General features: G+C 70.7%; 17 protein-coding genes. 9 read left to right on the forward strand and 8 right to left on the reverse strand.

Annotated features, from left to right (window positions below; translation table 11 throughout):
• Positions 1-25: 25 nt before the first annotated feature.
• The 5 genes from AB0P21_RS36945 to AB0P21_RS36965 all read left to right on the forward strand — a co-directional run bounded on the left by AB0P21_RS36945 (position 26) and on the right by AB0P21_RS36965 (position 9,137).
• The gene (locus AB0P21_RS36945) at positions 26-2,461 is read left to right on the forward strand and encodes a fibronectin type III domain-containing protein (protein ID WP_363703342.1); all 2,436 of its coding nucleotides are present in this window, start codon (positions 26-28) and stop codon (positions 2,459-2,461) included.
• The gene (locus AB0P21_RS36950; protein WP_363703344.1) at positions 2,461-3,417 is read left to right on the forward strand and encodes a MoxR family ATPase; all 957 of its coding nucleotides are present in this window, start codon (positions 2,461-2,463) and stop codon (positions 3,415-3,417) included. The genes AB0P21_RS36945 and AB0P21_RS36950 overlap by 1 nt, the downstream gene beginning before the upstream one ends.
• A gap of 62 nt (positions 3,418-3,479) precedes the next feature.
• Positions 3,480-5,867 (forward strand): fibronectin type III domain-containing protein, encoded by a 2,388-nt coding sequence (locus AB0P21_RS36955; RefSeq protein ID WP_363703346.1) that lies wholly within the window; start codon positions 3,480-3,482, stop codon positions 5,865-5,867.
• Positions 5,868-5,874: 7 nt separating this feature from the next.
• On the forward strand, positions 5,875-7,011 hold the full coding sequence (locus tag AB0P21_RS36960) for a DUF58 domain-containing protein (RefSeq protein WP_363703348.1): 1,137 nt from the start codon (positions 5,875-5,877) through the stop codon (positions 7,009-7,011).
• Entirely contained in the window at positions 7,008-9,137 is a 2,130-nt protein-coding gene (locus tag AB0P21_RS36965) for a DUF3488 and transglutaminase-like domain-containing protein (protein ID WP_363703350.1), read from the forward strand. The genes AB0P21_RS36960 and AB0P21_RS36965 overlap by 4 nt, the downstream gene beginning before the upstream one ends.
• Before the next feature lie 5 nt (positions 9,138-9,142).
• Here AB0P21_RS36965 and AB0P21_RS36970 read toward each other — a convergent pair whose 3' ends face one another.
• The 4 genes from AB0P21_RS36970 to AB0P21_RS36985 are packed head-to-tail and all read right to left on the reverse strand — an operon-like array spanning position 9,143 to position 12,265.
• Positions 9,143-9,574 (reverse strand): hypothetical protein, encoded by a 432-nt coding sequence (locus AB0P21_RS36970; protein WP_363703352.1) that lies wholly within the window; start codon positions 9,572-9,574, stop codon positions 9,143-9,145.
• Positions 9,575-9,628: 54 nt separating this feature from the next.
• A complete protein-coding gene (locus AB0P21_RS36975) occupies positions 9,629-10,987 on the reverse strand; it encodes a protein kinase (protein WP_363703354.1) in 1,359 nt (452 codons plus the stop codon).
• A 43-nt stretch (positions 10,988-11,030) separates the two neighbouring features.
• On the reverse strand, positions 11,031-11,627 hold the full coding sequence (locus AB0P21_RS36980; protein WP_363703356.1) for a hypothetical protein: 597 nt from the start codon (positions 11,625-11,627) through the stop codon (positions 11,031-11,033).
• The gene (locus AB0P21_RS36985) at positions 11,624-12,265 is read right to left on the reverse strand and encodes a hypothetical protein (RefSeq protein WP_363703358.1); all 642 of its coding nucleotides are present in this window, start codon (positions 12,263-12,265) and stop codon (positions 11,624-11,626) included. The genes AB0P21_RS36980 and AB0P21_RS36985 overlap by 4 nt, the downstream gene beginning before the upstream one ends.
• Positions 12,266-12,388: 123 nt before the next feature.
• Here AB0P21_RS36985 and eccD point away from each other — a divergent pair, with 123 nt between their 5' ends.
• Together eccD and eccB are read left to right on the forward strand one after the other, a co-directional pair.
• Positions 12,389-13,771, forward strand: a complete 1,383-nt coding sequence (gene eccD / locus AB0P21_RS36990; RefSeq protein WP_363703360.1) for a type VII secretion integral membrane protein EccD — start codon at positions 12,389-12,391, stop codon at positions 13,769-13,771.
• A gap of 1 nt (position 13,772) precedes the next feature.
• Entirely contained in the window at positions 13,773-15,197 is a 1,425-nt protein-coding gene (gene eccB / locus AB0P21_RS36995) for a type VII secretion protein EccB (RefSeq protein WP_363703362.1), read from the forward strand.
• A gap of 132 nt (positions 15,198-15,329) precedes the next feature.
• Here the strand turns inward: eccB and AB0P21_RS37000 are convergent, their stop codons facing one another.
• Genes AB0P21_RS37000 through eccCa form a run of 3 tightly spaced genes read right to left on the reverse strand, consistent with a single transcriptional unit; the run spans position 15,330 to position 21,509 of the window.
• Positions 15,330-17,102 carry a hypothetical protein gene (locus AB0P21_RS37000; protein ID WP_363703364.1) on the reverse strand — a complete coding sequence of 591 codons (1,773 nt, stop codon included), beginning with the start codon at positions 17,100-17,102 and terminating at the stop codon, positions 15,330-15,332.
• Complete coding sequence (locus AB0P21_RS37005) at positions 17,102-17,491, reverse strand: hypothetical protein (RefSeq protein WP_363703366.1); 390 nt, start codon at positions 17,489-17,491, stop codon at positions 17,102-17,104. The genes AB0P21_RS37000 and AB0P21_RS37005 overlap by 1 nt, the downstream gene beginning before the upstream one ends.
• A gap of 49 nt (positions 17,492-17,540) precedes the next feature.
• A complete protein-coding gene (gene eccCa, locus AB0P21_RS37010; protein ID WP_363703368.1) occupies positions 17,541-21,509 on the reverse strand; it encodes a type VII secretion protein EccCa in 3,969 nt (1,322 codons plus the stop codon).
• Positions 21,510-21,660: 151 nt separating this feature from the next.
• Here eccCa and AB0P21_RS37015 point away from each other — a divergent pair, with 151 nt between their 5' ends.
• Positions 21,661-21,975 (forward strand): hypothetical protein, encoded by a 315-nt coding sequence (locus AB0P21_RS37015; protein ID WP_363703370.1) that lies wholly within the window; start codon positions 21,661-21,663, stop codon positions 21,973-21,975.
• 37 nt (positions 21,976-22,012) lie between these two features.
• The gene (locus AB0P21_RS37020) at positions 22,013-22,309 is read left to right on the forward strand and encodes a hypothetical protein (RefSeq protein WP_363703372.1); all 297 of its coding nucleotides are present in this window, start codon (positions 22,013-22,015) and stop codon (positions 22,307-22,309) included.
• An 89-nt stretch (positions 22,310-22,398) separates the two neighbouring features.
• Here AB0P21_RS37020 and mycP read toward each other — a convergent pair whose 3' ends face one another.
• Positions 22,399-23,682 carry a type VII secretion-associated serine protease mycosin gene (gene mycP / locus AB0P21_RS37025; protein WP_363703374.1) on the reverse strand — a complete coding sequence of 428 codons (1,284 nt, stop codon included), beginning with the start codon at positions 23,680-23,682 and terminating at the stop codon, positions 22,399-22,401.
• Positions 23,683-23,751: the final 69 nt, after the last annotated feature.

A 23,751-nucleotide genomic window follows, 5' to 3' on the forward strand; every position in this document is an offset into this window, starting at 1 on the left:
ACCCGGTGTGATCTAGCCTCGACGTGTGAAGCCGCTCACGGTGCCGAGTCGTCGCTTCACGCCGCGTGAGCCGGGCTCGACCCGGACCGGACGGCGTGGGCGTACCGACGGCTGGCGTTCGGAGGGCTGGCGCCCGCGGGCCGCGCTCGCCGCGGTGGTGGCGGTGTGCATCGTCGTCACCGGAGTGGCCGTCGCGGGCGCGGGCAACGCCTCGCCCGGACTCAAGTTCGCCAAACACGGCCAGTGGATCTACAACAGCACCCTCGGCACGATCTTCCACGTGAACGGGTCGACCAAGAACGTCGACGGCCAGGTCCCGCTGCCGGGCGCCGGTCCGGGCACCCAGATCGTCGAGTCGGACCAGAGCGGGTTCGCGCTCGCGCAAGGCCGCATCTACGAGTTCGGCAAGTCGGACCTGCGGGTGCTCGACCCCCGGCCGGCGCCGACCGGCGAGCAGGCTGTCGGCCTCGCGGCAGGTGGCGCCGTCTTCGCGATCTACCGGCAGCAGGGCAGCATCGTGCGGATGGGCGACCGGCCCGCCGTGGAGAATCCCGGCGTACCGCTCGGTCCGCCGGTTGTCACCGCCGCGGGCACGCTGTGGGTGCACCGGACGGACACCGGCCAGCTGTGTCAGTTGCCGGTCGACGCGGATCGGCTGTCCTGTCCCGCCAAGGCGCCGCAGGGTCATACCGGCGCGCTGACGCTGATCGGTGACGACCGGGTCGTCTTCGTCGACACCACCGGCAGCGCGATGTACGGCGTGGACGAGGACGGGCTGGGCCGCCAGGTCGCGTTGCCGATGCCGCAGTTGCCGGGCAGTTCGGTGATCGCGCAGAACGACGTGGCCGGCCGGGTCGCGATCGTCGACCCGCAGCGCAATGTGCTGCACCTGATCGACACCGCGCAACTGACCACCGGCAAGCCCGACGCGGCGCCGATCGAGACGACGCTGAGCACCGGCCGGTACGACCGGATCGCCTCGTCCGGCAACAGCCTCGCGTTGATCGACGACAGCACGGACACCTTGGTCACGGTCGATCGCGACGGCCACGAGAAGGCCAAGCGGCAGATCCCGCCGCCGTCGAAGAAGGCGGTGGTCGGCAAGGACGACCACTCCGGCCTGTTCCGCGGCGGCGACACCCGCCTGTACGTCGCGAGCCGCTCCGGCGAGCAGGTGATGGTGGTCGACGACAGCGGCGACGTCACGCCGGTCGACACGGGCAGCCCGCTGCCGGAGAAGCCGAAGCAGCCCAAGCCCGAGTCGAAGCCCACCGGCAAGCCGACCCAGCGCCCGACCCAAGGACCCACGCAACAGCCGACCCAGCAGCCCACGCAGCCACCGGCCCAGCAGCCCACGCAGCAGCCGACCGAGGAGCAGACCAGGCCGCCCGAGCAGCCGAAGCCGCAGAACCCCCGGACGAGCAAGCCGCCGAAGCAGACCGAGCAGCCCACCCAGCCCACCGCGAAGCCGACGACCACCAAGCCGAGCAGCGAGCCGACCAAGCCGGCACCGCCACCGAGGACGACCCCGCCGCCACCGCCGCCCACCAAGCCGGCAGTGCAGGCGGGCAAGCCGGGAGCACCGCGCAGCGTGTCCGGCAAGGCCGGCGTCTCCTCGGTGCTGGTCAACTGGGAGGCGGCCGCGGCCAACGGCGCCGCGATCACGGCGTACCAGGTCAGCTGGAACGGTGGCAGCCGCTCATTGCCGGCGACGGCACGAAGCATCAATGTCACCGGGCTGACCAACGGCACCGCGTACACGTTCACCGTGCGCGCAGTGAACCGCGTCGGTGTGGGTGCGGGCAGCAGCACCGCGCGGCTGGTGCCCGACGGCGGTGCGCCTGACGCGCCGGCGGGCTTCACCGTCACGGCCGGCAGCGACCGGGTGACGATGAGATGGACCCGGCCCGACCTGCACGGCGGCACGCTGCGCGGGTACGACGTCGCCGTGAACGTTGTCCAAGGCAACGGTACGAGCAAGGGCGAGACGGCGACCACGACCAGTCACACGATCACCGGGCTGACCAGCGGAGCGACGTACCGGGTCACCGTGCGGGCTGTCGTCACTGATCCGCAGGGGCGGCTGGTGACCGGCAAGATCGCGAGCCGGACGGTCAAGCTGGGTGGCGGCGACACCGGCTCGGATGCGAGCTTGACGGCCTCGCGAGGTGCGGACACGACCCATGGTGACGGCGGCGAGCGGAGTTGCGAGCCGCCCGGCTGCGCGTTCATCAAGGTCGTCGGCAGAGGCCTGAAACCCAACACCGCCTACTTCTTCCAGCCGTTCACCACCGAGTGGACGCCGTCGAACCCCGGCGCATCCCTGACCACCGACTCGTCCGGCAGCATCGTGATCGACGACCGGTTCGCCACCGACGCCCCGGGCCAGCAGGTCTGGGTGGTGGCCACCGCGGACGGCGAGACTCCCGTCACGTCCAACAAGTTCACCTGGAGTAGTTGATGAGTGCAACGATTCCCCCCGGCGAGGCGTACCGGCTGGTCGCGGACAACCTGCAGAAGGTGATCCACGGCAAGCCGGAGGTGGTCCGGCTCGCGCTGACCGCGCTGTTCGCCGAGGGGCACCTGCTGATCGAGGACGTGCCCGGCCTCGGCAAGACCACGCTGGCCCGGTGCATCGCGCGCAGCATCGACGCGACCTGGAACCGGATCCAGTTCACCCCCGATCTGCTGCCCGGTGACATCACCGGCGTGATGGTCTACCACCAGGGCAACGAGTCGTTCGAGTTCCACCCGGGCGGCATCTTCGCCAACGTCGTGGTCGCCGACGAGATCAACCGCGGTACGCCGAAGACGCAGTCCGCGCTGCTCGAGGTGATGGCCGAGCGCCGGGTCACGGTCGACTCGATCACCCGCGCGGTGCCGGACCCGTTCCTGGTGATCGGCACCCAGAACCCGATCGAGATGGAGGGCACCTACCGGCTGCCCGAGGCGCAGCTCGACCGGTTCCTGATGCGGATCGAGATCGGCTACCCCGACCACGACGCCGAGGTCCGGATCGTGCTCGGCGACACCGGCCGGATCGGGCCGGACTCGCTCAGCCCGGTGATCGACGTCCCGGCGCTGCGCAACGCGATCGCCGCTGTCCGCTCGGTGCACGTCGACCCCGCGATCAGCTCGTACGCCGTGAAGCTCGCGTCGGCGACCCGCGAGCACACCGCAGTCCGGTACGGCGCCAGCCCCCGCGGCAGCATCGCGCTGGTCCGGGCCGCCCGCGCGTACGCCGCCACCGACGGCCGGGCCTTCACCACGCCGGACGACGTCAAGCAGATCGCCCTCTCGGTGCTCGCCCACCGGTTGGTCCTCACGCCCGACGCCGAGCTGAGCCAGCGGCCGCCGTCCTCGGTCGTCGACGAGGTGCTGGCCGCGACCCCGGCGCCGACCGCGAGCGTCGGCTGACCCGGCGGCGCCTGGATCGGATCTGTACCTGAGCTGGACACGGGGGTCCTACTTTGAACGCCATGAAGGCTGTCACCGCTGTACTACGCCGAGTGGTGCCCGACCGCGAGCAGGCGCCTGCGGCCGGAGTCTGGCGTGGCCGGGCAGCGCTGGCCAGCGTGGTCGCTGCCTGCATGACGGTGACCGTGATCGCCGTGTCCGGGACCGGGACGAGCAGTGCCGGGACCAAGTTCCTGCACTCCGGTCACCTGGTCTACAACCGGACCCTCGGCACGGTCTTCCACATCAACGGTGACACGAAGGCCGTCGACGGCCAGTTGCCGGTCCCGAGCGCCGGCCCCGGCACCCGGGTGGTGGAGACGGACAAGAGCGGCTTCGTGCTGTCCCAGGGCTCGACCACTGAGTGGTCCAAGTCCGATCTGCGGGTGGCGGACCCGCTGCCCGCGCCACCGGACGAGATCCCGATCGGCCTGGAGGCGGCCGGCGCGGCGTACGCGATCTATCCGCAGTCGGGCAAGATCAGCCGGCTGGGCGAGAACCCGGCCGCGATCGTCGCCGACGGTCAGCTCGGCCAGTCGGTGGTGACCGCGGACGGGACGCTGTGGGTGCACGGACTGTCGTCCGGGCAGCTGTGTGAGCTGCCGCTGGACGCGGCCCGGCTATCCTGTACTGCGAAGCTGCCGAGCGGGCACGTCGGTTCGCTGACCCTGGTCGACGACCAGCCGGTGTTCGTCGACACCACCGCCCGGGAGATGCGGGCCGTGAGCAAGGACGGCCTCGGCCGGGTGGTTTCGCTCAGCGGACTGGAGATCGCCCCGGGTGCGATCGTCGCGGCCGACGACGTGGCCGGCCGGGTGGCGATCCTCGATCCCCGCAAGAACCTGCTGCAGTTGGTGGACACGGCCGGTCTGACCAGCGCCGATCCGGCCGGCAAGCCGGTGGTCCGGCAGCTCAAGCCCGGCAAGTACGAGCAGCTGGCCTCGTCGGGTGACGGGCTCGCGCTGATCAACACGGCCGACGGAACCCTGGTGACGCTGGACCGCGACGGCGTCGAGCAGACTGCCCCGCGCAAGATCCCGGCGGCCTCGAAGCAGGCCGGCGCCGATCCGGCCGACCGGCCGACGCTGACCCGCGGGGCGGACTCGCGGCTCTACCTGGACAGCCAGGCGGGCGAGCACGTAATGGTTGTCGATGGCAACGGTCTGGTGACCGAGGTGGAGGCGACCGGTCCGGCGAAGAAGCCGGCCGAGCAGCCGACCCCGGTCCCGCCGAAGCCGTCCACCCCGACCGTGCGCAAGCCGGTCGTGCCCGTGACACCCCCTTCGCAGCCGCCGACGCCACCCCCGGCCGTCCAGCCGACCGAGCCGCCGGTCCTTCCGACGAAACCGACGAAACCGACGAAGCCGGTCGATCCGCCGAAGACCCAGCCGGTGGATCCGCCGAAGACCCAACCGGTCGAACCACCCAGCACCCAGCCCGTCGTCCCACCGCGGAAGAGCACCCCACCAGTCGTGCCGCCGACGACCCAGAAGCCGCCGGCCCCGAAGCCCTCCACCCCACCGTCACCGAAGCCCTCGACTCCGCCGCCGACCTCGGTGGCGACCAGGCCCGGCGCTCCCGGCGCCGTCGCCGCCAGGGCGGGCGACGGATCGGCAACGGTGACGTGGAACGCGGCGCCCGCCAACGGCGCGGCGATCACGTCGTACCTGATCTCCTGGGCCGGCGGCAGCAAGCCGGCCACGGCCTCGGCCCGGACGGCCGCCATCACCGGCCTGACCAACGGCAGCGCCTACACCTTCACCGTGCGAGCGGTGAACCGCGTCGGTACCGGCCCCGGAAGCTCCAGCGCACGGATCACCCTCGCGGGCGCGGCCGACGCGGTGGTCGGGCTGAAGGCGACGCCGTCGACCGGCGCGGTCACGCTGTCGTGGAGCCGGCCGAATCTGAACGGCGGTCAGCTGATCCGCTACGGCATCAGCCAGGACGGCGATCCGAAGAACACCACCGCGACCAGCTACCGCTGGGCGGGGTTGACCAACGGCAAGCGCTACACCTTTGCGGTCACGGTCGTCACACGAGCGCCTGACGGCCGGATCCTGGTCGGTGCGATCGCCACAGTCAGCGCGACTCCCAGCGCGGGCGGTGGCGCCTCGACGCTGACGATCAGCAAGGGCACCGCGGTGAACAGCGATCCGGACGTCTGCGAGCCGGGGAAGTGCTTCAACATCCACATCCGCGCCACCGGGCTGCAGCCGAACACGGAGTACATGTTCCAGGGGCACACCACGAACTACGGTGAGCTGCACAAGGAAGGCCCGGAAGGGATCACGTCGAACGCCCAGGGAGTGATCGACGTGCAGAAGTTCTACAACGACGACACCGAGGGCCAGGTCTACGTCACCGCGACCGGACCGGGCATTCTGCCCAAGTCCAACACCCTGGACTGGTGAGGTAGCGATGCGACTGACCGGGCGTGGTGTGGCGGTACTGGTGGCATCGATCGCCGCGTACGTGCTGGGCGAATTCGGCGGCTACCCGTTCTTCCGGGCCCTCGGCGGGATCGGCCTCGGCGCGTTGATCGCCGCGACCGTCCTCACCGTCCGCCAGCCGCACGTGTCGGTGCAGCGAGGACTGACCCCGGACCGGGTCGAGCGCGGACGACCCGCCCTCGCGACGCTGCGGGTCCGCAACACCGGCTCCCGCTGGCAGCCGGCCTTCACCGCTCACGACTCGGCCGGCGCCGACCGTCAGCTGGTCCGGATCCGCCGGATCGCGCCGGACGGTGAAGCGACGTACCGGTACGAGCTGCCGACCTCGCGTCGCGGCCGGATCGAGGTCGGTCCGCTCACCCTCGAACGCACCGACCCGCTCGGCCTGGCCGTGAACCGCCTGCCCACCGGCGAGACCGCCACCCTGTGGGTGCATCCCAAGCGGCACGCCACCCGCACCGTCGTGGCCGGCCGGCCCCGGCACCACCACGTCGGCCGGACCGCGGACGACTCGCTGCGCGGCTCGTCCGACCTGCGCGACGTCCGCCCGTACGTCGTCGGCGACGAGGTCCGGCACCTGCACTGGAAGGCGACCGCCCGGACCGGACAGCTGATGGTCCGCGACTTCGTCGACCCGGACCAGCCCAGACTCACCGTGCTGCTGGACACCCGCGCCGAGTCGTTGCCTGAAGCAAGCTTTGAGGAGGCGGCCGAGGTGGTCGCCTCGATCCTGTTCGCCGCCTCGATGGCCGGCCACCGGTGCCGGCTGCTGACCTCGGCCGGCGCCGACCTGGCGGCTCCGGGCGGCGCGCTGGCCTCCCGGCAGTTTCTCGACGAGCTCTGCATCGCGACCCGGACGGAGGACCGCGTGGGGCTGCTGCCCGCGTCGCTGACCAGGGGACCGTCGAGCGGTGGAGCGATCGTGGTCGTCACCGGAGTCCACGGGACGGCCAGCGATCTCGCGCCGCTGCTGGTCAGGTACAGCTCGGTGACCGTGCTCGGCCTCGGGCCGGTGCACGGCGTCGCGCCGATCCTCGGCGCGCGGGTCATCCTGGCCCCGGACGCCGCGGAAGCATTGCAGCAGTGGAGCGGGGTGATCGAGTGAGCACCCGTCGCCGCACGCTGGCGGTGCTCGGCTCAGCCTTCGTCGCAGGCCTGTGCTTCGGACCGGTCTTCGGCGTGACCTCGTTGCTGCTGCCGGTGGGCGCGGTGTGCCTGGTCGCCTACCTGATCACCGAGCTCTGCCGTGCAGTGCCGTCTTTGCTGACCTGGCGTCCGATCCTCGTCGTGCTCGCTGGGGTCCTCGCGATCATCGAGACCGTACTGCGAACGACGACCGTGGCCGGCCTGCCGACGGCCGAATCCGTGCGAGCGCTTGGCCGCGGGCTGACCTCCTGGCAGCTGACGCTGGAGTCCACCTGGCCCGCCAGGCCGGACGCCGATCTGGTGCTGTTCATCCCGCTGCTCGTGTTGCTGGCCTGCCTGCTGGGTCTGGAACTGCTGGATCGTACTCCGCCGCTGACCGCCATGCTGCCCGGTCTCGCAGTGGTCGGCATCAGCCAGCTCTACATCGCGCTGACCGGCGGCATGGCGGTATTGGTTGCCCTCGGCTACGGTCTCGTGGTCGCCGCGCTGTTGCTGCCGGATCGAGCTGCCCGCGACGACAAGGCCCGGAGTACCGGGTCGCTGACGCCGTTGGCGGCCGGGGCGATCGTGACGGTGATCGCGGTGCTCGGCGGCTTCGTGATCAGCGCGCTCGACTTCACCAAGCACCAGCCGTACACGTTGCAGCAGGCCCAGAGCGCGGCTGCTCCGCGGGCCCGTCTCACCAACCCGCTCGACGAGTTGGCGGGTCGGCTGAGTGTTGGCAACAAGGACAAGGTGGTCTTCCGCTACCAGTCGCCCGACCCGGTCGGTCGCTGGCGGCAGGTGGCGCTGGACGACTTCGACGGCGCGAACTGGACGACGAGTCATCCCTTCCTGCGGCTCGGTTCGGAGCTGCCGCCGGGGCCTGACGTGACCGTCGATGTGACCAAGCAGCAGGCGAAGGTCGAGTTGCTGGGACTCGCCGGTCCGTGGCTGCCTGGGCAGCTTCTCCCGTCGTCGGTGAGTGGTGCGGTCGAGCCGCAGGTCGAGCCGATCGGCGGCACGCTGCTGGTGCCCGAGGCGCCGGACAAGTACGACCTGACTTGGTCCAAGCCGGCCGTCGACGCGAAGTACCTGCTGCAGGCCGGTGTCGACGCGGATGCGCCCGGTGGGCTGGGAGACCTCGGTTCGGTGCCCAATGAGATCCCTGCGCTGGCTGCGACGGCTCTGGCCGACCGGCGAGCTACCTTCGCTACGGCGCTGGCGCTGGAGACCTACCTTCGCAAGCAGTACAAGCTTGCTGTTGGTCAGCCCCTCCCCACCGGGCACGGGTGGCCGCAGCTGAGCCGGTTCCTGGTGGACAAGGAGCCGGGGACCAGCGAGCAGTTCGCGGCCGCGTACGTCGTACTGGCTCGGCACAGTGGTATCCCGGCTCGGCTGGTCGTGGGCTTCCGTGCGCCGGCTAAGGCGGATGCAGACGGCTGGTACACGGTGCACAACGGCGATGCGCTCGCTTGGCCCGAGGTGGCGGTCGAGGGCGTCGGGTGGTGGCCGCTGGACCCGGCAGGGCAGGCAGAGGTGGGCAAGCCGGTAGTGCCGGGTAGTGACACGGACGTGACGGATAAGGCGCGCGCCGAGGTGCCGCCGATCAACGAGATCGAGGATCCGGTCGTACCTCCGCCGGCCGCGGATCCGGAACAGGACCGGGACTGGGGTGGGCTGCATGTCCCGCTGCTCGGGGCGTTCGTCGTACTGGCGTCGCTGCTGCTTCTGTGGCTGGTCGGGGTGCCGCTGCTGAAGTTCGGCCGTGCTTGGCGGCGTCAGCGGCGTACTGGGACTGCTGCTGTTGTCGGGGCCTGGGCGGAAGCGCGGGACCGGCTGCGGGCCCATGGCGTCGCGGTGACATCGGGTATGACGGTGCGCGACCTGGCTACGGCTTCAGCCGATGTAGCTGACAACCAGGCTCGCAACGGGCTGGGCGTTGTTGCCGAGGCGGTCGATCAGGCGCTGTGGTCAGGTGGGCCGGCGGGCGAGGACCTGGGGAGGTCTGCCTGGGCAGGCGTTCGCGAGCTTCGCCGCGGTCTACGCACTCGACCGTGGCAGGACAGGCTTGCTGCGGCCCTCGAAGTACGCAGCCTGATCTAGCTGCGTCAGCCGCGGTGCTTGCCGGACACCGTCGTCCGGCTCTCTACCGGGTGCACGGCGATGGCCGCCTCGGTGGCGTCGCGAGTGGTCCGCTCGCACAGAGCCGCCAGCCGGTGGAGCTTGCGGACGTACGACTGCGCCTCGCGCCGGGTCTTCCGGTCGGGGGCGACCGCCTCGTTCAGGAAGGTCCGGACGGCGATGGCTGCGGCCAAGGCCGCCTCGGTGAGTTGCAGGGCCGCCGTACGGAGCTCCTGAGCCTTGGCCGCGGCGGCGAACTCCAGCCGGGCGGTCGCAACGGAACGTTTGGTCGGATGGGCCCGGACCTTCGCCGGCCCGGTGCTGACCGCGAGTTGCTGCAGGAGCTCGTGGGATGCCGAGATTCTTCGATGGCAACGGTCGACTCTTGCCGCCGCGTCGTCCCGGTAGCTGGCGCGCATGGGGGCACAGTAGTGCCGATTTCCGGGCCTGCTGACCACTGGCAGGAACAGGACTCAGTTCTGGCAGGTGGCGCCGCGGATGGGCTGGGGTTTGCTGACGTAGATCGCGGTGGCATCCGTGCCCTGTACTTCGAAGCAGTACTTCAGGCCGGGAATCACCTTGACCGTCATCGAGGTGCCCCGGCCCTTGTACGTCGTCTGTGCGCCCTTGCCGCCCTGCTCGGCCAGGTAGACCGCGTAGACCAGCGGCTTGGAGCTGGTCCACTCGAGGACCACCGAGGTCCCGTTGTCCTTGGGCGGCTTGAGTTCCAGCCGGACCGCCGGCACCGGTGACGACTCCGTGGCGGTCGGGACCGGGATGGGTGGCGTGGTCGGGGCCGGCGCCGGCCCGGCCTGCTTCGGCTCGGGCTGCTGCATCATCACGGGCACGACGGCCAGCAACGCGACCACAGCCGCTGCCGCGATCACCAGAGACTTGGACGGCTTCTTCCACTGGCGACCGGCCTTCTTGACCGACCTCTTGATCGGTGCCGGTGGCGGCGGGATCTGGGCGACCCGGGCCGTCGCCAGTTCGTCGCGGAAGTCGTCGAAGTCCAGGTCGTTGCCGGCCTCGTCCGGAGCCAGCAGCAACACCTCCAGCGCCCGAGCCACCTCGGCGGCGTCCGGGCGTTCGAGCGGCTCCTTGGCGAGCATGCGCTGGAGCAACTTGGTCAGTGCCGAGGGAACGTCTGGTCCCGACACCGGGGGCGCGGGCTCACGGAGTACTCGGAGAACGACGTCGTCGAGGGTCTCGCCGGTCCTTGTGGGGAAGGGAGAACTCGCGGTCAGTGCCAGCTGGAGCACGGCGGCCAGACCGTAGACGTCCGCCTGCTCGGAGAGCTCGCCGTCCCGCAGTACCTCGGGCGCGGTGTAGGCCGCGTCGACCATCAGGTCCCGGGGGAACCGCAACCGCAGCGAAGTACCGAAGTCGCTCAGGGCGGGTTGCCCCGACGCTCGCTCGAGCACGTTGGCCGGCGTCACGCCGCCATGGACCAGGCCGAGCTCGTGCGCCTCCGCCAGTACCGACGCGAGGATCTGGCCGAGCACGATCACGTCGCCGATCGGCAGCGGCCCGCGGCTGACCAGATCAGGCAGCGATTGCGGGCAGAACTCCATCCGCAGTCCGGTCCTGCCGTCGGGCAGTTCGTCGAGGGAGTCCACCAGCACGATCGACCGCGCCGACCGCAGCCCGGCCAGCTTCGCCTGCTCGGTCTCGATCCCGGCGTAGGTGCGGCGATCCAGCGGCTGCGGGTAGACCTTCACCGCCGTGGTCCGCCCACCAGCGGGTGGCGCCATCAGGAACACCGACGCGACCGGCCCCTTGGCCCGGGGCACCAGCGCACTGAGTGAGATCTCTGCCATCGCGGTACTCATCTTCGCATCCAGGGGGCGGACCGGCCCGTACTCCGCCTGCCGGTCATCCGGTCACGACCATGTCCAGGTAGGCGCAGCCGCTCGCGATCAGGGGCCGAAGGTCGCCCAGCACCTCCGGGGCGAGCTGGAGCGCGGACGTCGTACGGCCGGCAGCGCTCGTCATCGTGGCGCGGAGTTCGCAGCTGTGCCACAACGTCGGGACGACCGAGCCCCACTGCCACAGCTGATAGGTGCTGGAGTCGACAGTCGCGGCGGCGCCGTGGCCGGGAAGGCCGATCGAGTACCGGTCCGGCCGTTGCCGGGAGTTGCCCAGGCCGACGAACAGCACACCCAGCCGGTGGGTCCGGCAGAACTTCTCCTCGTCGTCCACCGAGGTGATCAAGCCGGCCGCTGCGAGAGTGCCAAGTCGATCGGTGACGGCTTCTTCACCAGGTCGGAGCTCGCCGGCCCGGCGGAGTACGTCGGCCTCGGTCCAGGCAGCCTTCCCGTTCTCCGGTACGCCGTGCGCCAGCGCCCACAACGCGAACGCGTCCTCGTCGAGCTTGTGCTGACGCCAGCCGACCCGGACCGTGTGGATGGCCCGGCCGTGGTCGACCCGGGCTCCGGTGTAGTGACCGACCGGGAAGATCGGCGCGGTCATCCGGCGAGCTCCCGGCGATCGAGATAGGCGGCGCGGGAGCACAGCAGGCCGTGCACCGATCGCAGCAAGCCGGCCAGCACGCCGCGAGGGTCGACCTCCTGCGGCGCGGTCACGCCTGACCGCCGGGCGACCTCGGCCGCGTCCTCGCAGGCGAACCACAGATGCGGGGTCAGCTGCGCCCATTCCCAGACATCGAAGACCGCGTCCGAGACCTGCAGGACAGGGCGGCCGTAGAGCCCGATGGTCTGCAGCGCCGGCTGTTCCGGATCAGGGCCGAGCCCCAGCATCAGGGGCACCAGTTGATGCTGCCGGGCGAAGTCGACGGCGGCGTCGGCCTCGGGGAAGACCTCGGCCAGCAGCCCGTCGGCGATCAGCCGGTCGGTGATGGTCGTGACGTCCGCCGCGGACAGCTCCAGTTCGGTCGCGTCCCGCAGTACGGACGAGCGGGTCGCCGGGGCCTGAGCATCGGTGCCGTGGGCAACCAGCCAGACGATGTACTCGGGTTCTCGCAGCTCGGCCAGGTCCAGTCCGGCGCGGATCTGATGACACCCGCCGCCGGCCGCGTGGCGCGCGCCGGCGTCGTGCCCGACCGGCACCAGCAGTGGCTCGGCTGTCATCACCGGTACCTCCTCTGTCATCGGCCGAGCGTAGGCGCGCGGAGCCGGGGCCTGCGGCGGACGGCAGGAAAAGGCCAGCCGGCCCCGGGCGCGGGCCGGACGACGGAGGCTGGGAGAGCCGAAGAGCAAGAAAAGAAGGGCGCCATGAACATCACCGGTCTCCTCCGCGTCACCATTGCCACCCCTCAGCGCCGGCTGGACCTGGCCCTGCCCGAGCAGTCCTCGGTCGCCGAGGTGCTGCCCGGCGTACTGACCAAGGCCGGTGAGCAGCTGGCCGACGAGGGCGCTCCCGGTGGCGGCTGGGTCCTGCGCCGCGCCGACGGCACCGAACTGGTCCTCGGCCGGAGCCTCAGCTCGCACCGGATCCGCGACGGAGAGATCCTGCACCTCGTCCCGCGCCGGCTGGAGTGGCCCGAGCTCGAGTACGACGACCTGGTCGACGCCGTCGCCTCCGGGTCCGGCCGGCTAGGCGCGGTCTGGTCGCCGTGGCACACGAGGATGGCTGGTCTGGTGTGTGCGGCGGTCGCCTTGCTGGTGGTCATCACGACCGTGCTGCGACTCGGTGCGCCCTGGCAGGAGCCGGCGGGCTGGCTGCTGATCACCGCCTTGCTGCTCGTCGCCGGGGCGGCGACCTTGGCCAGAGTGGTCGGTGACTCGGGTGCCGGCGCCATGGTCGGTGGCATCGGCCTTCCGTGCGCGGCACTCGGAGGAGGGCTGTTGCTGGCTGGTACGGAGAGCTGGCCGGCGATCGGCGCGCCGCAGGTACTGGCTGCCAGTGCTGCTCTGATGCTCGCCGGTGCGGGCTGCTACCTCGGTGTCGTGGACGGCGCGGTCCTGTTCGTCGGCGCTGTCAGCGTCGGCGTTCTCGGCGTACTGGGAGGGTGGGTTGGTACGTCGGCGGCGCTCGACGGGCCGGACGTCGCAGCGATGCTGGGCGCTCTGCTGCTGGGCTTCTCGCCACTGTTCGCCTCGCTGGCGCTGCGGCTCGGGCGGCTACCGATGCCGATCCTGCCGCGTACTACGGCCGACCTGGTGCGCGACGATCCGCTGCCACCCCGCAAACACGTGTACGGCGCTGTGGTCCGCGCCGACGGGCTGCTCACCGGGATGCTGGTCGGGCTGATGGTCGTACTGTCCACCTGCCAGGTCCTGCTGGTGATGGCCGAGACGCGGTCGGCGACGATCCTGGTCTGCCTGCTGAGCGCCGGGGCCTTCCTGCGAACCCGGTTGTATCCGATCGTGAAGCAGCGGTTGTTGTTGCTGATCCCCGCCGTAGTCGGCGGTGCTGGTCTGATCCTCGGTCCGTTGACCCGGGAGCTGGTCGATCCGGTCGCGGTGATCGCACCGGCCGTGCTGCTGCTGGCCGCGCTCGCGGTCTTCTTCGGCCTCCGCTACAGCGGCCGGCGGCCGAGCCCGTACCTGAGCCGGTACGCCGAGATCCTGGAGGTCATGGTGACGCTGGCCGTGATCCCGGTCGCGGCGGCGGTACTGGGTCTGTACGGGACCGTCCGGGGCTGGGGAGGCTGAGATGGCGACCAGGAAGGATCAGCTGCAGGCCCATCAGTTCTCCGTCCAGCGGATGACCTCGGCGCTGGTGACCCGGGAGACGGATCCGGAGCAGCCGCCGTTCAAGCGGCCGTTGTCGGCGGCGTTCGGCGGCGCGGCGATCCTCGTGCTCGCGCTGGTCGTGGCCGGCGTCTACGGCTTGGTGGTGCCCGGTGGCAGCAAGGCCTGGAGCGGTGGCGATGTCGTCGTGGTGGAGAAGGAGACCGGGACCCGGTTCGTGTACGTCGACGGCCATCTGCACCCGGTCACCAACTACGCCTCCGCTTTGCTTGCCTTGGGCAAGTACGGCGAGGTGCGCCGGGTGTCGCGCCGGTCGCTGGCCGACGTACCGCGCGGATCGCTGATCGGGATCAAGGACGCCCCCGACGCGCTGCCGGATCGCAAGCGGCTGCTCACCGGCGGCTGGACATTGTGCTCCGAGCCTGCCCTGGACGCCAGCGGCGCGGCCACCAGCGAGTCGGTCCTGATGGTCGGGTCGCAACCCGGCCAGGACCAGCCGATGGGGGACTCCGCGATGCTGGTGGCGGTGATGGAGACCGGCGATCAGTACCTGATCTGGAAGGGCTACCGGCACCGGATCCAGAAGTCGGACACCACGACGGTCGGGCTCGCGCTCGGGTCGGAACCGTGGGCCAGGGTCGGCGCGGCATTCGTCGCCGCGCTGCCGGACGGCGATCCCATCGCGCCGATCAGCAGCGCGGACGTGGGCAAACCGTCCACCGCCGTCCCGGATCGGGCGGCCACCCGGGTCGGGCAGCTGTTCGTGGTGGCCACGTCGAGTGGCGCTCAGCAGTACTACGTCGCGCTGAAGGACAAGCTCCGGCCGATCACCGCGCTGCAGTACGACATCCAGCGCGCGTACCGTCCGAACATGGCGGCGTACGGCGGCAAGGCGCCGGTCGCGATCCCCCTCGGTCTGCTGTCCCTGGGCCGCGCCGAACCGCCGTCGACCCGAGCCGACGAGGGCCAGTCGCCACGCTCCCGCCCGCAATTCGTTGCCCCGCGCAACGGTCAGGGCACGGTCTGCGCGACGTACCGTCCTGGCGACACCGTCCCCACCGTGGCGATCGACGCCTCGATGCCGTCCCGCGACCAGGCCACCATGACCATCAAACGCGGCAAACTGGGCACCGCCCTGGCCGACCGGATCCTGGTCGAGCCCGGCGCCGCCGCAATCGTCGAAGCCATGCCGTCGAACCAGGCCCAGGCCGGAACCATCTCCATCGTCACCGACCTCGGCCGCGCCTACCCGCTGGCCGACCCGGCGCTGCTGGAGACGCTCGGCTACGCCGACGTGCTGCCGCTGCGAATCCCCGCCCAACTGGTAGCCCGCATCCCTCAGGGCCCTGGTCTGGATCCCGCCGCCGCAGTACAACCCGTCGCCTGATCCACCAACTGTCAACCAGACAACGAAGAACGGCCCGGCCATCTCAGATGGCCGGGCCGTTCCTTTTGCCGCGCCTGGATCGGCGGCCAGTTCAGACCCCGGGGAGGGGGGTGTCCCCGGGGCCCGAACCGCTCAGGTGGCCAGGCGGCCGGTCCGCTTCTCGGCGGCCTCGGCTTCCTCGACCTGCCAGAGCTCCTCGTCGAGGAGCTGGATGGTGTCGACCTTCTCCCGCTCGTCCTTGCGACGGCGGCTTGCGGCCGGGATCATCGGGAAGCCGCCCGGCAAGGACTTGCCGGCCTTGCCCCGGAGGCCGAGCGGGACACCTGGCGTCTCGTCGTCCTGTGACTTGCGCTTGCGGTTGACCGGCCGGATCGTTCCGGCGCCCGGCTTACCGGCTCGCCCTCCGCCTCCGCCGCCTGCGGCACCGCTGCCCGGCGGCATCATCGGCGGTACGCCGCCCGAACCGGCGCCGGCGGCCGTAGTACCCGATGTGGTTCCACCGAGCCCGGCCGGTGCGCCTGGTGCTCGTCCGGTCGTGGGCTGGGACGGCGCGCTGGTCTGATCGCCGGCGCGTGCAATCGGCTGGTCGCCACGCAGCTCGGTACCACCCGGCTTCGCCAGGTCGGTACCACCGATCTGCGGCAGGTTGAGGTGACCACCACGCAGGCTCTTGCCGAGCCCGCCGCCGCCGACTCCACCGCTGCCGTGGCCACCGCCTGCGCCGTTGCCCGCACCGGGGAGGGGCGGCAGCGCGGGCAGCTTGTTGTTCGGCCCACCGGGCGGGTTGATCGGCGGGATCAACGGGGGGAAGCTTCCCGGCCCGGTGGTCGGGAGACCACCCGGAGGGATCGGCAAGCCGTTCGGACCGGTCGGCAGTGTCGGCAGGTTCGGGTTCGGCAACGTCGCCACTGGTGGCAGCCCGGCCAGACCTGTGCCGCCAGGGCCAGTCGGCAACGACGGAAGACCTCCTGGCAGGCCACCACCAGGGAGCTCCGGCAGCTCAGTGTCCGCGCCGCCGGCTCCACCTGCGCCTGCTCCACCAGCATCTGCGCCACCTGCACCGGCACCACCGGGGCCGGCTCCCGCTTCGCCTGCACCGCCCGCGCCGCCACCGCCCGCGCCACCGGCTCCAGCCTCACCGGCGCCAGCGCCGCCTCCACCGCCGCCTGCTCCACCGGCTCCAGCACCGCCACCACCAGCGCCTCCGCCGCCGCCCGCACCAGCGCCACCAGTACCGGCGCCACCTGCCCGAGCACCCGGCTGGCCGCCGGCATTGGCACCAGGCCCCTGCCACTTCATGCCCTGCGCAGTACTGACGATCTGAGGCCCGGTTCCCTGGTAGATGGTGGCAAGCAAGTTCAGCGCCTGCCCCAGCTCCGCCACTGTCGGACGGATCTGCTCGACGTACTGTTGCTCGATGTCGGCCGCGCCGACCGTCGCGCCAGGCTCGGAGGCCAGCGACGCCGCGATCTGCCGGGCCGTCTGGATCTGCTGCAGCGCCGTCCCCTTGATCCGGTTGGCTTCCTGGCCGGTCCTGGTGATGTACTCGATCACCGGCCCCAGCAGCGTCGCCACCCCACCGCCTGCCGCTGGACCCGCGCCACCCGACATCCGCCCACCGGCGTCGATCAGGGAGTTCGACGAGCGGTCCACCGCGGAGCTGAACAGCGAGGAGTCGGCCTGACTGCGCCAGGCCGACAGCAGCTCCGCCGAGTTCTTCCGCAGGTCGCCGGCCGCGCCGATCGTTCCTTGCCCCGCTCGCGTCCACATCTCGCGAGAGGTGTTGAGCGGACCGACCAGCTGCTGCTCCTCCGCGGCGACGGTCGCCAGTGCGTTCACCGCCGTCTCGAGCTGGTCGAGCGTCGTGGCGGCGGTCACGCCGTACTTCGCGTTGTAGTCGGCCATCAGTTTCCTCCTGCCTGGCGCTGCAGAACGTCCGGCCAGTTGAAGATAGGGTTGACGGCGGCCGGGGTCTTCCCCGGTTGCAGCAACGCGTTCATGGTGGTGTTGTTCAGCGCGATCAGGTTGTTGTACTCCTGGCTGATCGCACCGACAGCGGTCTGGTACCCGTGCAGTCCCTCGGACGTCTGGCTCATGAACTGCGCCAGCGTGTCGCGGGCCTGCCGCTCCTGGGTCATGAACTGCCTGCCCTCCTCCATGGCGCCGGCCGCGGCCGGTGACGCGGACTTGTCCGCCGCGCTGCCCATGCTGGTGTCGAAGCCACTGACCAGTGCGGCCATCTGTTGATCGAAGTTGGTGAACTGCTCGGTCGCGGTAATCTCGATGTCGGCCATCGAACCTCCTTGTGATGGTGTGCGGACGAAGCCGCACCTGAACCTCTTGTCAGACGGCCGGATCCAGGTCGGCCGGCGGATGCGTCAGCTGGATCAGCTGGGTACTGCCTTGACGGTTGACCAGGAAGCCGCGCCCGGGTGGCAGCGGTTGAGCCCGCAACCCGCCCAGCAGCAGGCCTTCCTCCCGGCTGCCGGACAGCAGCAGGCCAGGGGACCCGACATCGCGGATCTTCGCGAGTACGGGCTCGAACAGCCCCCGCATCGCTCCACCCGTCCGCCGGGCGGCGTACACCCGCAGTCCGATGTCCGCTGCCTGGGGGATGTACGGCAGCAGCGGCATCAGCGGGTGGCCTTCGCCGGACGCGACCATGTCGTAGTCGTCGATCAGTACGAAGACATCCGGTCCCTGCCACCAGGAGCGGTCCCGCAGTTGCTGCGGGGTGACGTCCGGGCCGGGCAGGCGCTGGTCCAGGATCTGTACCAGCCGATTGATCAGGCTCGCGGACACCTGGTGCCCGGTGCCGTAGCCGAGCAGGTGCTCGCCCTCGACCGAGCCGAGCAGGCTGCGCCGGTGATCGATGACCAGCACACAGGCCTGTTCGGGCGTGTAGGTCTCGACGATCCGCCGATGCAGGGTCCGCAGGAAGCTGGTCTTTCCCGACGCGGCGTCGCCGAGCAGGATGAAGGTCGGATTGGTCACCGGGTCCAGCAGCACGGGTTCGAGACTGCGCTCGGCGACACCGACCGCGAGCCCGGCTTCCCGGGAGCTGGCGCCGTTTCCGGCCTCGTACGGTACGTCGGTCGGCAGCAGCCGTACCTCTGGCGCTGTGACGTCAGGCCACGCGGCGGCCACCGTCCGGACCAGCTCCGCGGTACCGACGGAGACGCGCTGCTCGCCGTCGGGCTCGGTCAGCCGCGGCGCGGCGATCAGGAAGTTGTGTCGCCCGGTGGAGATACCGCGTCCTGGCGCGTGCTCCGGTACCAGCGCCGCCGCCCGCCGGTCGACCATCGAGTCGATCGGGTCACCGATCCGCAGCTCGAGCTTGGTCGAGCACAGATCGCGGATGTTGGTCCGCAGGTCGAACCAGCGAGCGACCGTGATCATCAGGTGCACGCCGTAGGCCAGCCCGCGGGTGGCGATATCGGCCAGCAACGGCTCCAGGTCGTCGAAGTCGTTGCGGATCGTCGCCCAGCCGTCGATCACCAGGAAGACATCGCCGTACGGCAGGTCGGCCAGCTCACCCTGGCGGCGGCGCTCGCGATAGGTCTCCATACTGTCGATCCGCAGCTTGGCGAACGACTTCTCCCGCTCGGAGATGATGCCGAGCACCTCGATCACACTGCGCCGGACAGCATTGACGTCCTGCCGGCCGGCCACCCCACCGACATGCGGCAGATCCTGTACGCCGCTAAGCACACCGCCACCGAAGTCCAGGCAGTAGAACTGCACATCGCGCGGCGAGTGGGTCAGCGCGAGTCCGCTGATCAGGGTGACCAGCGCCGTGCTCTTGCCGCTCTGCACCGACCCCGCGATGGCGACGTGCCCACCACCGGCGGACAGGTCGATCAGCAACGGGTCGCGGCGCTGCTCGAGCGGCCGGTCCACGATGCCGGCGATGGTGGTCAGCCGGCCGGGTTCGAAGCCCGGTACGGTCGGGCCGCCCAGGATGCCCGGCAGCACCGTGCCGAGCGCGGGCGCCTCGTCCAGCGGCGGCAACCAGATCTGGTGGGCCGGCGTTCCCTTGCCCTCGAACCGGTCGACCAGCACGTCCATCAGGCTCTCGCCGATCGTCTCGTCGAAAGCGCCGTCGGGATCGGCCGTCGTCTCGTCGTCCTCTTCCTCGACCGCCGCGGCGACGTACCCGGTGGAGTAGTCGAGCAGCTCGACCGTCTGCTCACCGTTCAGCGGCAGCATGCCCGCAACCGGCCGGCGATGGACCCCGGAGACGTACGCCGACCGGAACCGGTCCATCTGCTCGGTGCCGACCCGCAGGAACCCGTGACCGGGGGCGCGCGGCAGGTGGAACGCGTCGTTGACGCCGAGCACCGTCCGGCTGTCGATGTCGGAGAACGTCCGCAGGCCGATCCGGTACGACAAGTGGGTCTCGAGGCCACGCAACCGGCCCTCCTCCAGCCGCTGGCTGGCGAGCAGCAGGTGGACGCCGAGCGACCGGCCGACCCGGCCGATCTGGACGAACATGTCGATGAAGTCCGGCCGCGCGGTCAGCAACTCGCTGAACTCGTCACAGATGACGAGCAAGGTCGGTACTTCGTCCAGCGGGGCGCCGGCGGCCCGGGCCTTCTCGTAGTCACGCAAGGAGGAAAAGTTGCCTGCGGCCCGTAACAGCTCCTGGCGACGGAGCAGCTCACCGTTGATCGCGTCGGCCATCCGGTCGACCAGGTGCAGCTCCTCGGCCAGGTTGGTGATCACCGCGCTGGTGTGCGGCAGCTTGTCCAGCCGGGTGAAGGTCGCACCACCCTTGAAGTCGACCAGTGCGAAGTTCAGCGAGCGCGGCGGATGCGTGATCGCCAGCGCCAGCACCAGGGTCCGGAGCAGTTCGCTCTTGCCGGAGCCGGTCGCGCCGATCAGCAGACCGTGCGGCCCCATCCCCTCCTGCGCCGACTCCTTCAGGTCGAGCTCGATCGGCTGGCCGTCGGCCCGCAGCCCGAACCGGACCCGGAGCCGGTCGCGGCTCGGCCGCGGCAACCAGGTGTCGTCCGGGTCGAAGTCGAAGGGGTCTCCGAGGTCCAGCAATTCGGCCAGGCCCAGGTCGGCGCTCAGCGGTTGTTCGCCGTGCGCGCCCGCGGTCAGCCGCAGCGGCGCGAGCTGCCGGGCCAACCCTTCGGCGGTGACCAGATCCAAGGTGTCGGCCTGGCCGATCCTCTCCGTACCGTCCATCGTCTCGGCATCCAGGTCGCCGTCGGCCGACAGGTCGAGGCTGATCGCGCTGGGGTCGAGCGCACGGGGCGGCGGGAAGGTCAGATCCAGAATGGTGACTCCGTCGAGGCCTGCCCCCACCAGCAGATGGTCCGAGCCGTCCGCGTCGCCGCCGTCGAGGATGACGACCACCTGCGGCCCACGGGTCGAGCTGGCGAGATCGGGATCGAACCGAGGCCGGTCGGCGAGCAGGTCGTCGAGCATCGCCTCCAGTGCGGTGATGGAGCCGGCGATTAGACGCAACGGCCCGAGCGCGTCGGTACGCTCGGGATGCAGGGCGTGCGGCAGCCACTTCACCCAGTCCCAGTCGTCGCGCCGATCGGCGCCGGCGCAGACCGCGATCCTCAGGTTGTCCGGTGCGTGCAGGGCGGCCAGTTGGGCGACCATGGCCCGGGCCAGCGACTGCGACCGTACTTCGTCACCGGGCAGGTAGATCCGGGCGAATCCGGTCACCGCGATCGCCAGCGGCAGGTTGGACACCGTCGCGTACGTCGAGACGAAGCGCCGCAATGCCAACGCAGAAAGGGGTTCCAGCCGCTCCAGCGGCTGGGTGTCCGGCGGCACGATCGCCGTCATCGGGCCTTGCCGGCCGATGCCGATCCGGGTGACGCCGAAGTCCGCGTCGTCCGGCCGCCGCTCCCACAGCCGGTAGCTGCCGGCCAGCGCCCACAACGAGCTGGGATCGGGGTGCAGGTAGTGCAGCGTCTCCCGCTGCTGGTCGATCGCGCGCCCGAGCCGCAGCCGTTGCTGAGCCAGGTGGCGCAGGTAGGTCCGGCGGGCCTGACCCATCTCGACCTTGCCGGCGCCGGTGCCCCGGTTGAAGATCGCGAGCACGATCATCCCGATCATCGCCAGCCCGAACAGGCCGAAGATCACGTACCGCAGGCTGCTGGCGATGCTGCCGGAGAACATCAGCATCATCGCGCCCATCATCGCCACCATCGGCAGCACCATCAGCATCTGCGCCCACTGCCGGCCACCGGCCTCCGGTACCTCGGGCGGTGCCTCCAGCAACAACTCGCCGCCCGGCAGATCGGGCGCGGGCCGCCGGGTCGGCCGCCGGACCACCACTGTTGCCATCGTCAACCTCCACGAGAGTTCGCTCCTCATGGATCATCACGCTCCCGCCGCGGCGCCGACCGGGAGTGGCAGGAAGGTGTCGTCCGCGGTGGCACCGGGGCAGCGCTCCCTACCTTGGCGAACAGGTATCACTATCGGAAAGGAGCAGAGGATGAGCGACTTCATCCAGGGTTTCACCGAGAACATCGCGCACCACGCGAACGTCACCTCGGTCTACGGCCAGGACCTGTCGGGCAACGCCAGCCGTACCGCGGCGACCACGATGGACCTGAACGGGTCGTGGCGTGGGCCGGGCTACAACGCCGCGTCCACGGTCGGCGAGAACTGGCAGGGCAACGTCCGGCCGCACCACGAGCGGGTGAACAACCGGTCCACCAGCATCGGCCAGATCGGCAACCACTACGACACCCACATCAGCAACGACGTCCAGACCATGAACGGGCTGGGCGGCTCGCTGACGGCCTGACCGGCCGACCGAACACCATCAGAGAGGAGCAGGACCCATGCCAGAGCTTTTCCAGCAGTTCGGTGGGATGGCGGACTCGGCCTCGGCCATGACCAACATGTCCAGCCAGCGTCAGCTCTCCGCCGAGGACCATCTGCGGGCCAGCCAGACGTTGCACGAGAACGCCTGGATGGACGGCGCCGGTGTGGATGCCGTCTCGGCCATCCACCAGGAGGTCAACGGCACCCTCAACGCTGCCGAGCACCAGCAGCGCCAGGGAACGGCGTGGAACCAGTGCGCCGCCGACGGCCAGAGCACACTGGCCACTTGCCGGGGGATCGCCGCCGGCATGTGAACCATCAGCAGAACAAGAAACCCCGGCCAGAGACCACTGGCCGGGGTTTCTTGTCGTCTGGGGGCAGACGAGGTCAATCGGGCTGGGCGTCAGTCGGTCTGGGCGAAGAGGCGTTCCGGAGGCAGCTCGGCCGCGACCGGTTCGCGTCGTTGCACCAGGCAGGATCTGCCCGCCTGCCAGCGACGGCGCCGGCCGCCGACCAGCATCGTGGTGAGCAGGACGATCAGCGCAGTACCGGCCACGGCCATCGCGGTCATCCAGCGCGCGTCGAGCCCGGCAGCGGTCCACCACGCGGCGGCGTCGAGCGCTTGCTGGTCGACCGGCGGCGCCTGCATCGGCGGCAACTTCGCGGCCACCCCGGCCATGCCTTCGGTGACAGCGCGATAGGGATCGACGATGCCCGCGCCGTACTCCGCGCTGTCGGCCCCGCCACGAGCCGGTGCCGCCGTGGCCTTGAGACGCTGGATCACCTGTGCAGCAGTCATTTTCGGGTACGCCGCCCGCACCAACGCCGCGCTGCCCGCAACGAAGGGCGCGGCGAAACTGGTGCCGTCGGAGTACGCGTGCCCGGTATGCCGGGTGGCGGTGAGGACGCCGCCGCCGGGAGCGACCAGGTCGACGTACGGGCCGACCTGTGAGGGGCCGAGTCGCTTGCCGGCGTTGTCGATCGCCCCGACGCCGAGGACTCCGGGGTACTGGGCCGGGTACGAGGGGAGTCCGCCTGGGGCGTTGCTCTGCCGGTTGCCGGCGGCGGCGACGACCACCACGTCCTTGGCGACGGCGTACGCGACCGCCGCCCGGACCGGCGCCTGGTCCTGGTCGCCGGACATCGACAGGTTGATCACCCGCGCGCCCTGGTCGACGGCGAACCGGATGCCTTTGGCAAGGATCTGCGGGTCGATCAGCTCGGCCTGCCCGCCGTCTCCGGTCTCGCGCTCGCTCACCCGTACCGGCAGGATCCGGGCGCCGGGGGCGACGCCCTGGAAGCCGATCCCGGGGATCTGGTCGGCCGCGATGATGCCGGCCACCCCGGTCCCGTGCGAGACGCAGTCGAAGTTGCCCGGCAACTTGCCGACCAGATAGAAGTCGCGACCGGGCAGCACCTTGCCCTTGCGCCGCAGCTGCGGATGGTCGGCATCGACCCCGGAGTCGACCACCGCGACCGTCACGCCGGCGCCGGTGCTGAACGGCCAGGCCCGCTGGGGCATCAACAGGGACTGGGCCCAGGGCAACGACTTCTCGACCGGGCGGCCCGGCTCCGGATTCGTGCAGGCGCCGCGGGGCGGCGCCGCCGACGCCGGTACCGCCGGCATGCCGAGCGCCACCGCGGCAGCGGCCAGCAGCAGGGCCGGGACGCGCGATCTCTTGCTCACGCCTTCGAGGGTGCTCGATCCCGCGCGCTCGCCGGGTCGGGTGGCCGGAAGAGGTCAAGGCGCTCCGCG

The sequence above is a fragment of the Kribbella sp. NPDC056861 genome, from assembly GCF_040687575.1.
Lineage (GTDB): Bacteria > Actinomycetota > Actinomycetes > Propionibacteriales > Kribbellaceae > Kribbella.

Coding starts and splice junctions, on each gene's coding strand:
- AB0P21_RS36950 (WP_363703344.1), top strand. CDS start 2,461: ATGAGTGCAACGATTCCCCCCGGCGAGGCGTACCGGCTGGTCGCGGAC.
- AB0P21_RS36955 (WP_363703346.1), top strand. CDS start 3,480: ATGAAGGCTGTCACCGCTGTACTACGCCGAGTGGTGCCCGACCGCGAG.
- AB0P21_RS36960 (WP_363703348.1), top strand. CDS start 5,875: ATGCGACTGACCGGGCGTGGTGTGGCGGTACTGGTGGCATCGATCGCC.
- AB0P21_RS36970 (WP_363703352.1), bottom strand. CDS start 9,574: ATGCGCGCCAGCTACCGGGACGACGCGGCGGCAAGAGTCGACCGTTGC.
- AB0P21_RS36975 (WP_363703354.1), bottom strand. CDS start 10,987: ATGAGTACCGCGATGGCAGAGATCTCACTCAGTGCGCTGGTGCCCCGG.
- AB0P21_RS36980 (WP_363703356.1), bottom strand. CDS start 11,627: ATGACCGCGCCGATCTTCCCGGTCGGTCACTACACCGGAGCCCGGGTC.
- AB0P21_RS36985 (WP_363703358.1), bottom strand. CDS start 12,265: ATGACAGAGGAGGTACCGGTGATGACAGCCGAGCCACTGCTGGTGCCG.
- eccD (WP_363703360.1), top strand. CDS start 12,389: ATGAACATCACCGGTCTCCTCCGCGTCACCATTGCCACCCCTCAGCGC.
- eccB (WP_363703362.1), top strand. CDS start 13,773: ATGGCGACCAGGAAGGATCAGCTGCAGGCCCATCAGTTCTCCGTCCAG.
- AB0P21_RS37000 (WP_363703364.1), bottom strand. CDS start 17,102: ATGGCCGACTACAACGCGAAGTACGGCGTGACCGCCGCCACGACGCTC.
- AB0P21_RS37005 (WP_363703366.1), bottom strand. CDS start 17,491: ATGGCCGACATCGAGATTACCGCGACCGAGCAGTTCACCAACTTCGAT.
- eccCa (WP_363703368.1), bottom strand. CDS start 21,509: ATGGCAACAGTGGTGGTCCGGCGGCCGACCCGGCGGCCCGCGCCCGAT.
- AB0P21_RS37015 (WP_363703370.1), top strand. CDS start 21,661: ATGAGCGACTTCATCCAGGGTTTCACCGAGAACATCGCGCACCACGCG.
- AB0P21_RS37020 (WP_363703372.1), top strand. CDS start 22,013: ATGCCAGAGCTTTTCCAGCAGTTCGGTGGGATGGCGGACTCGGCCTCG.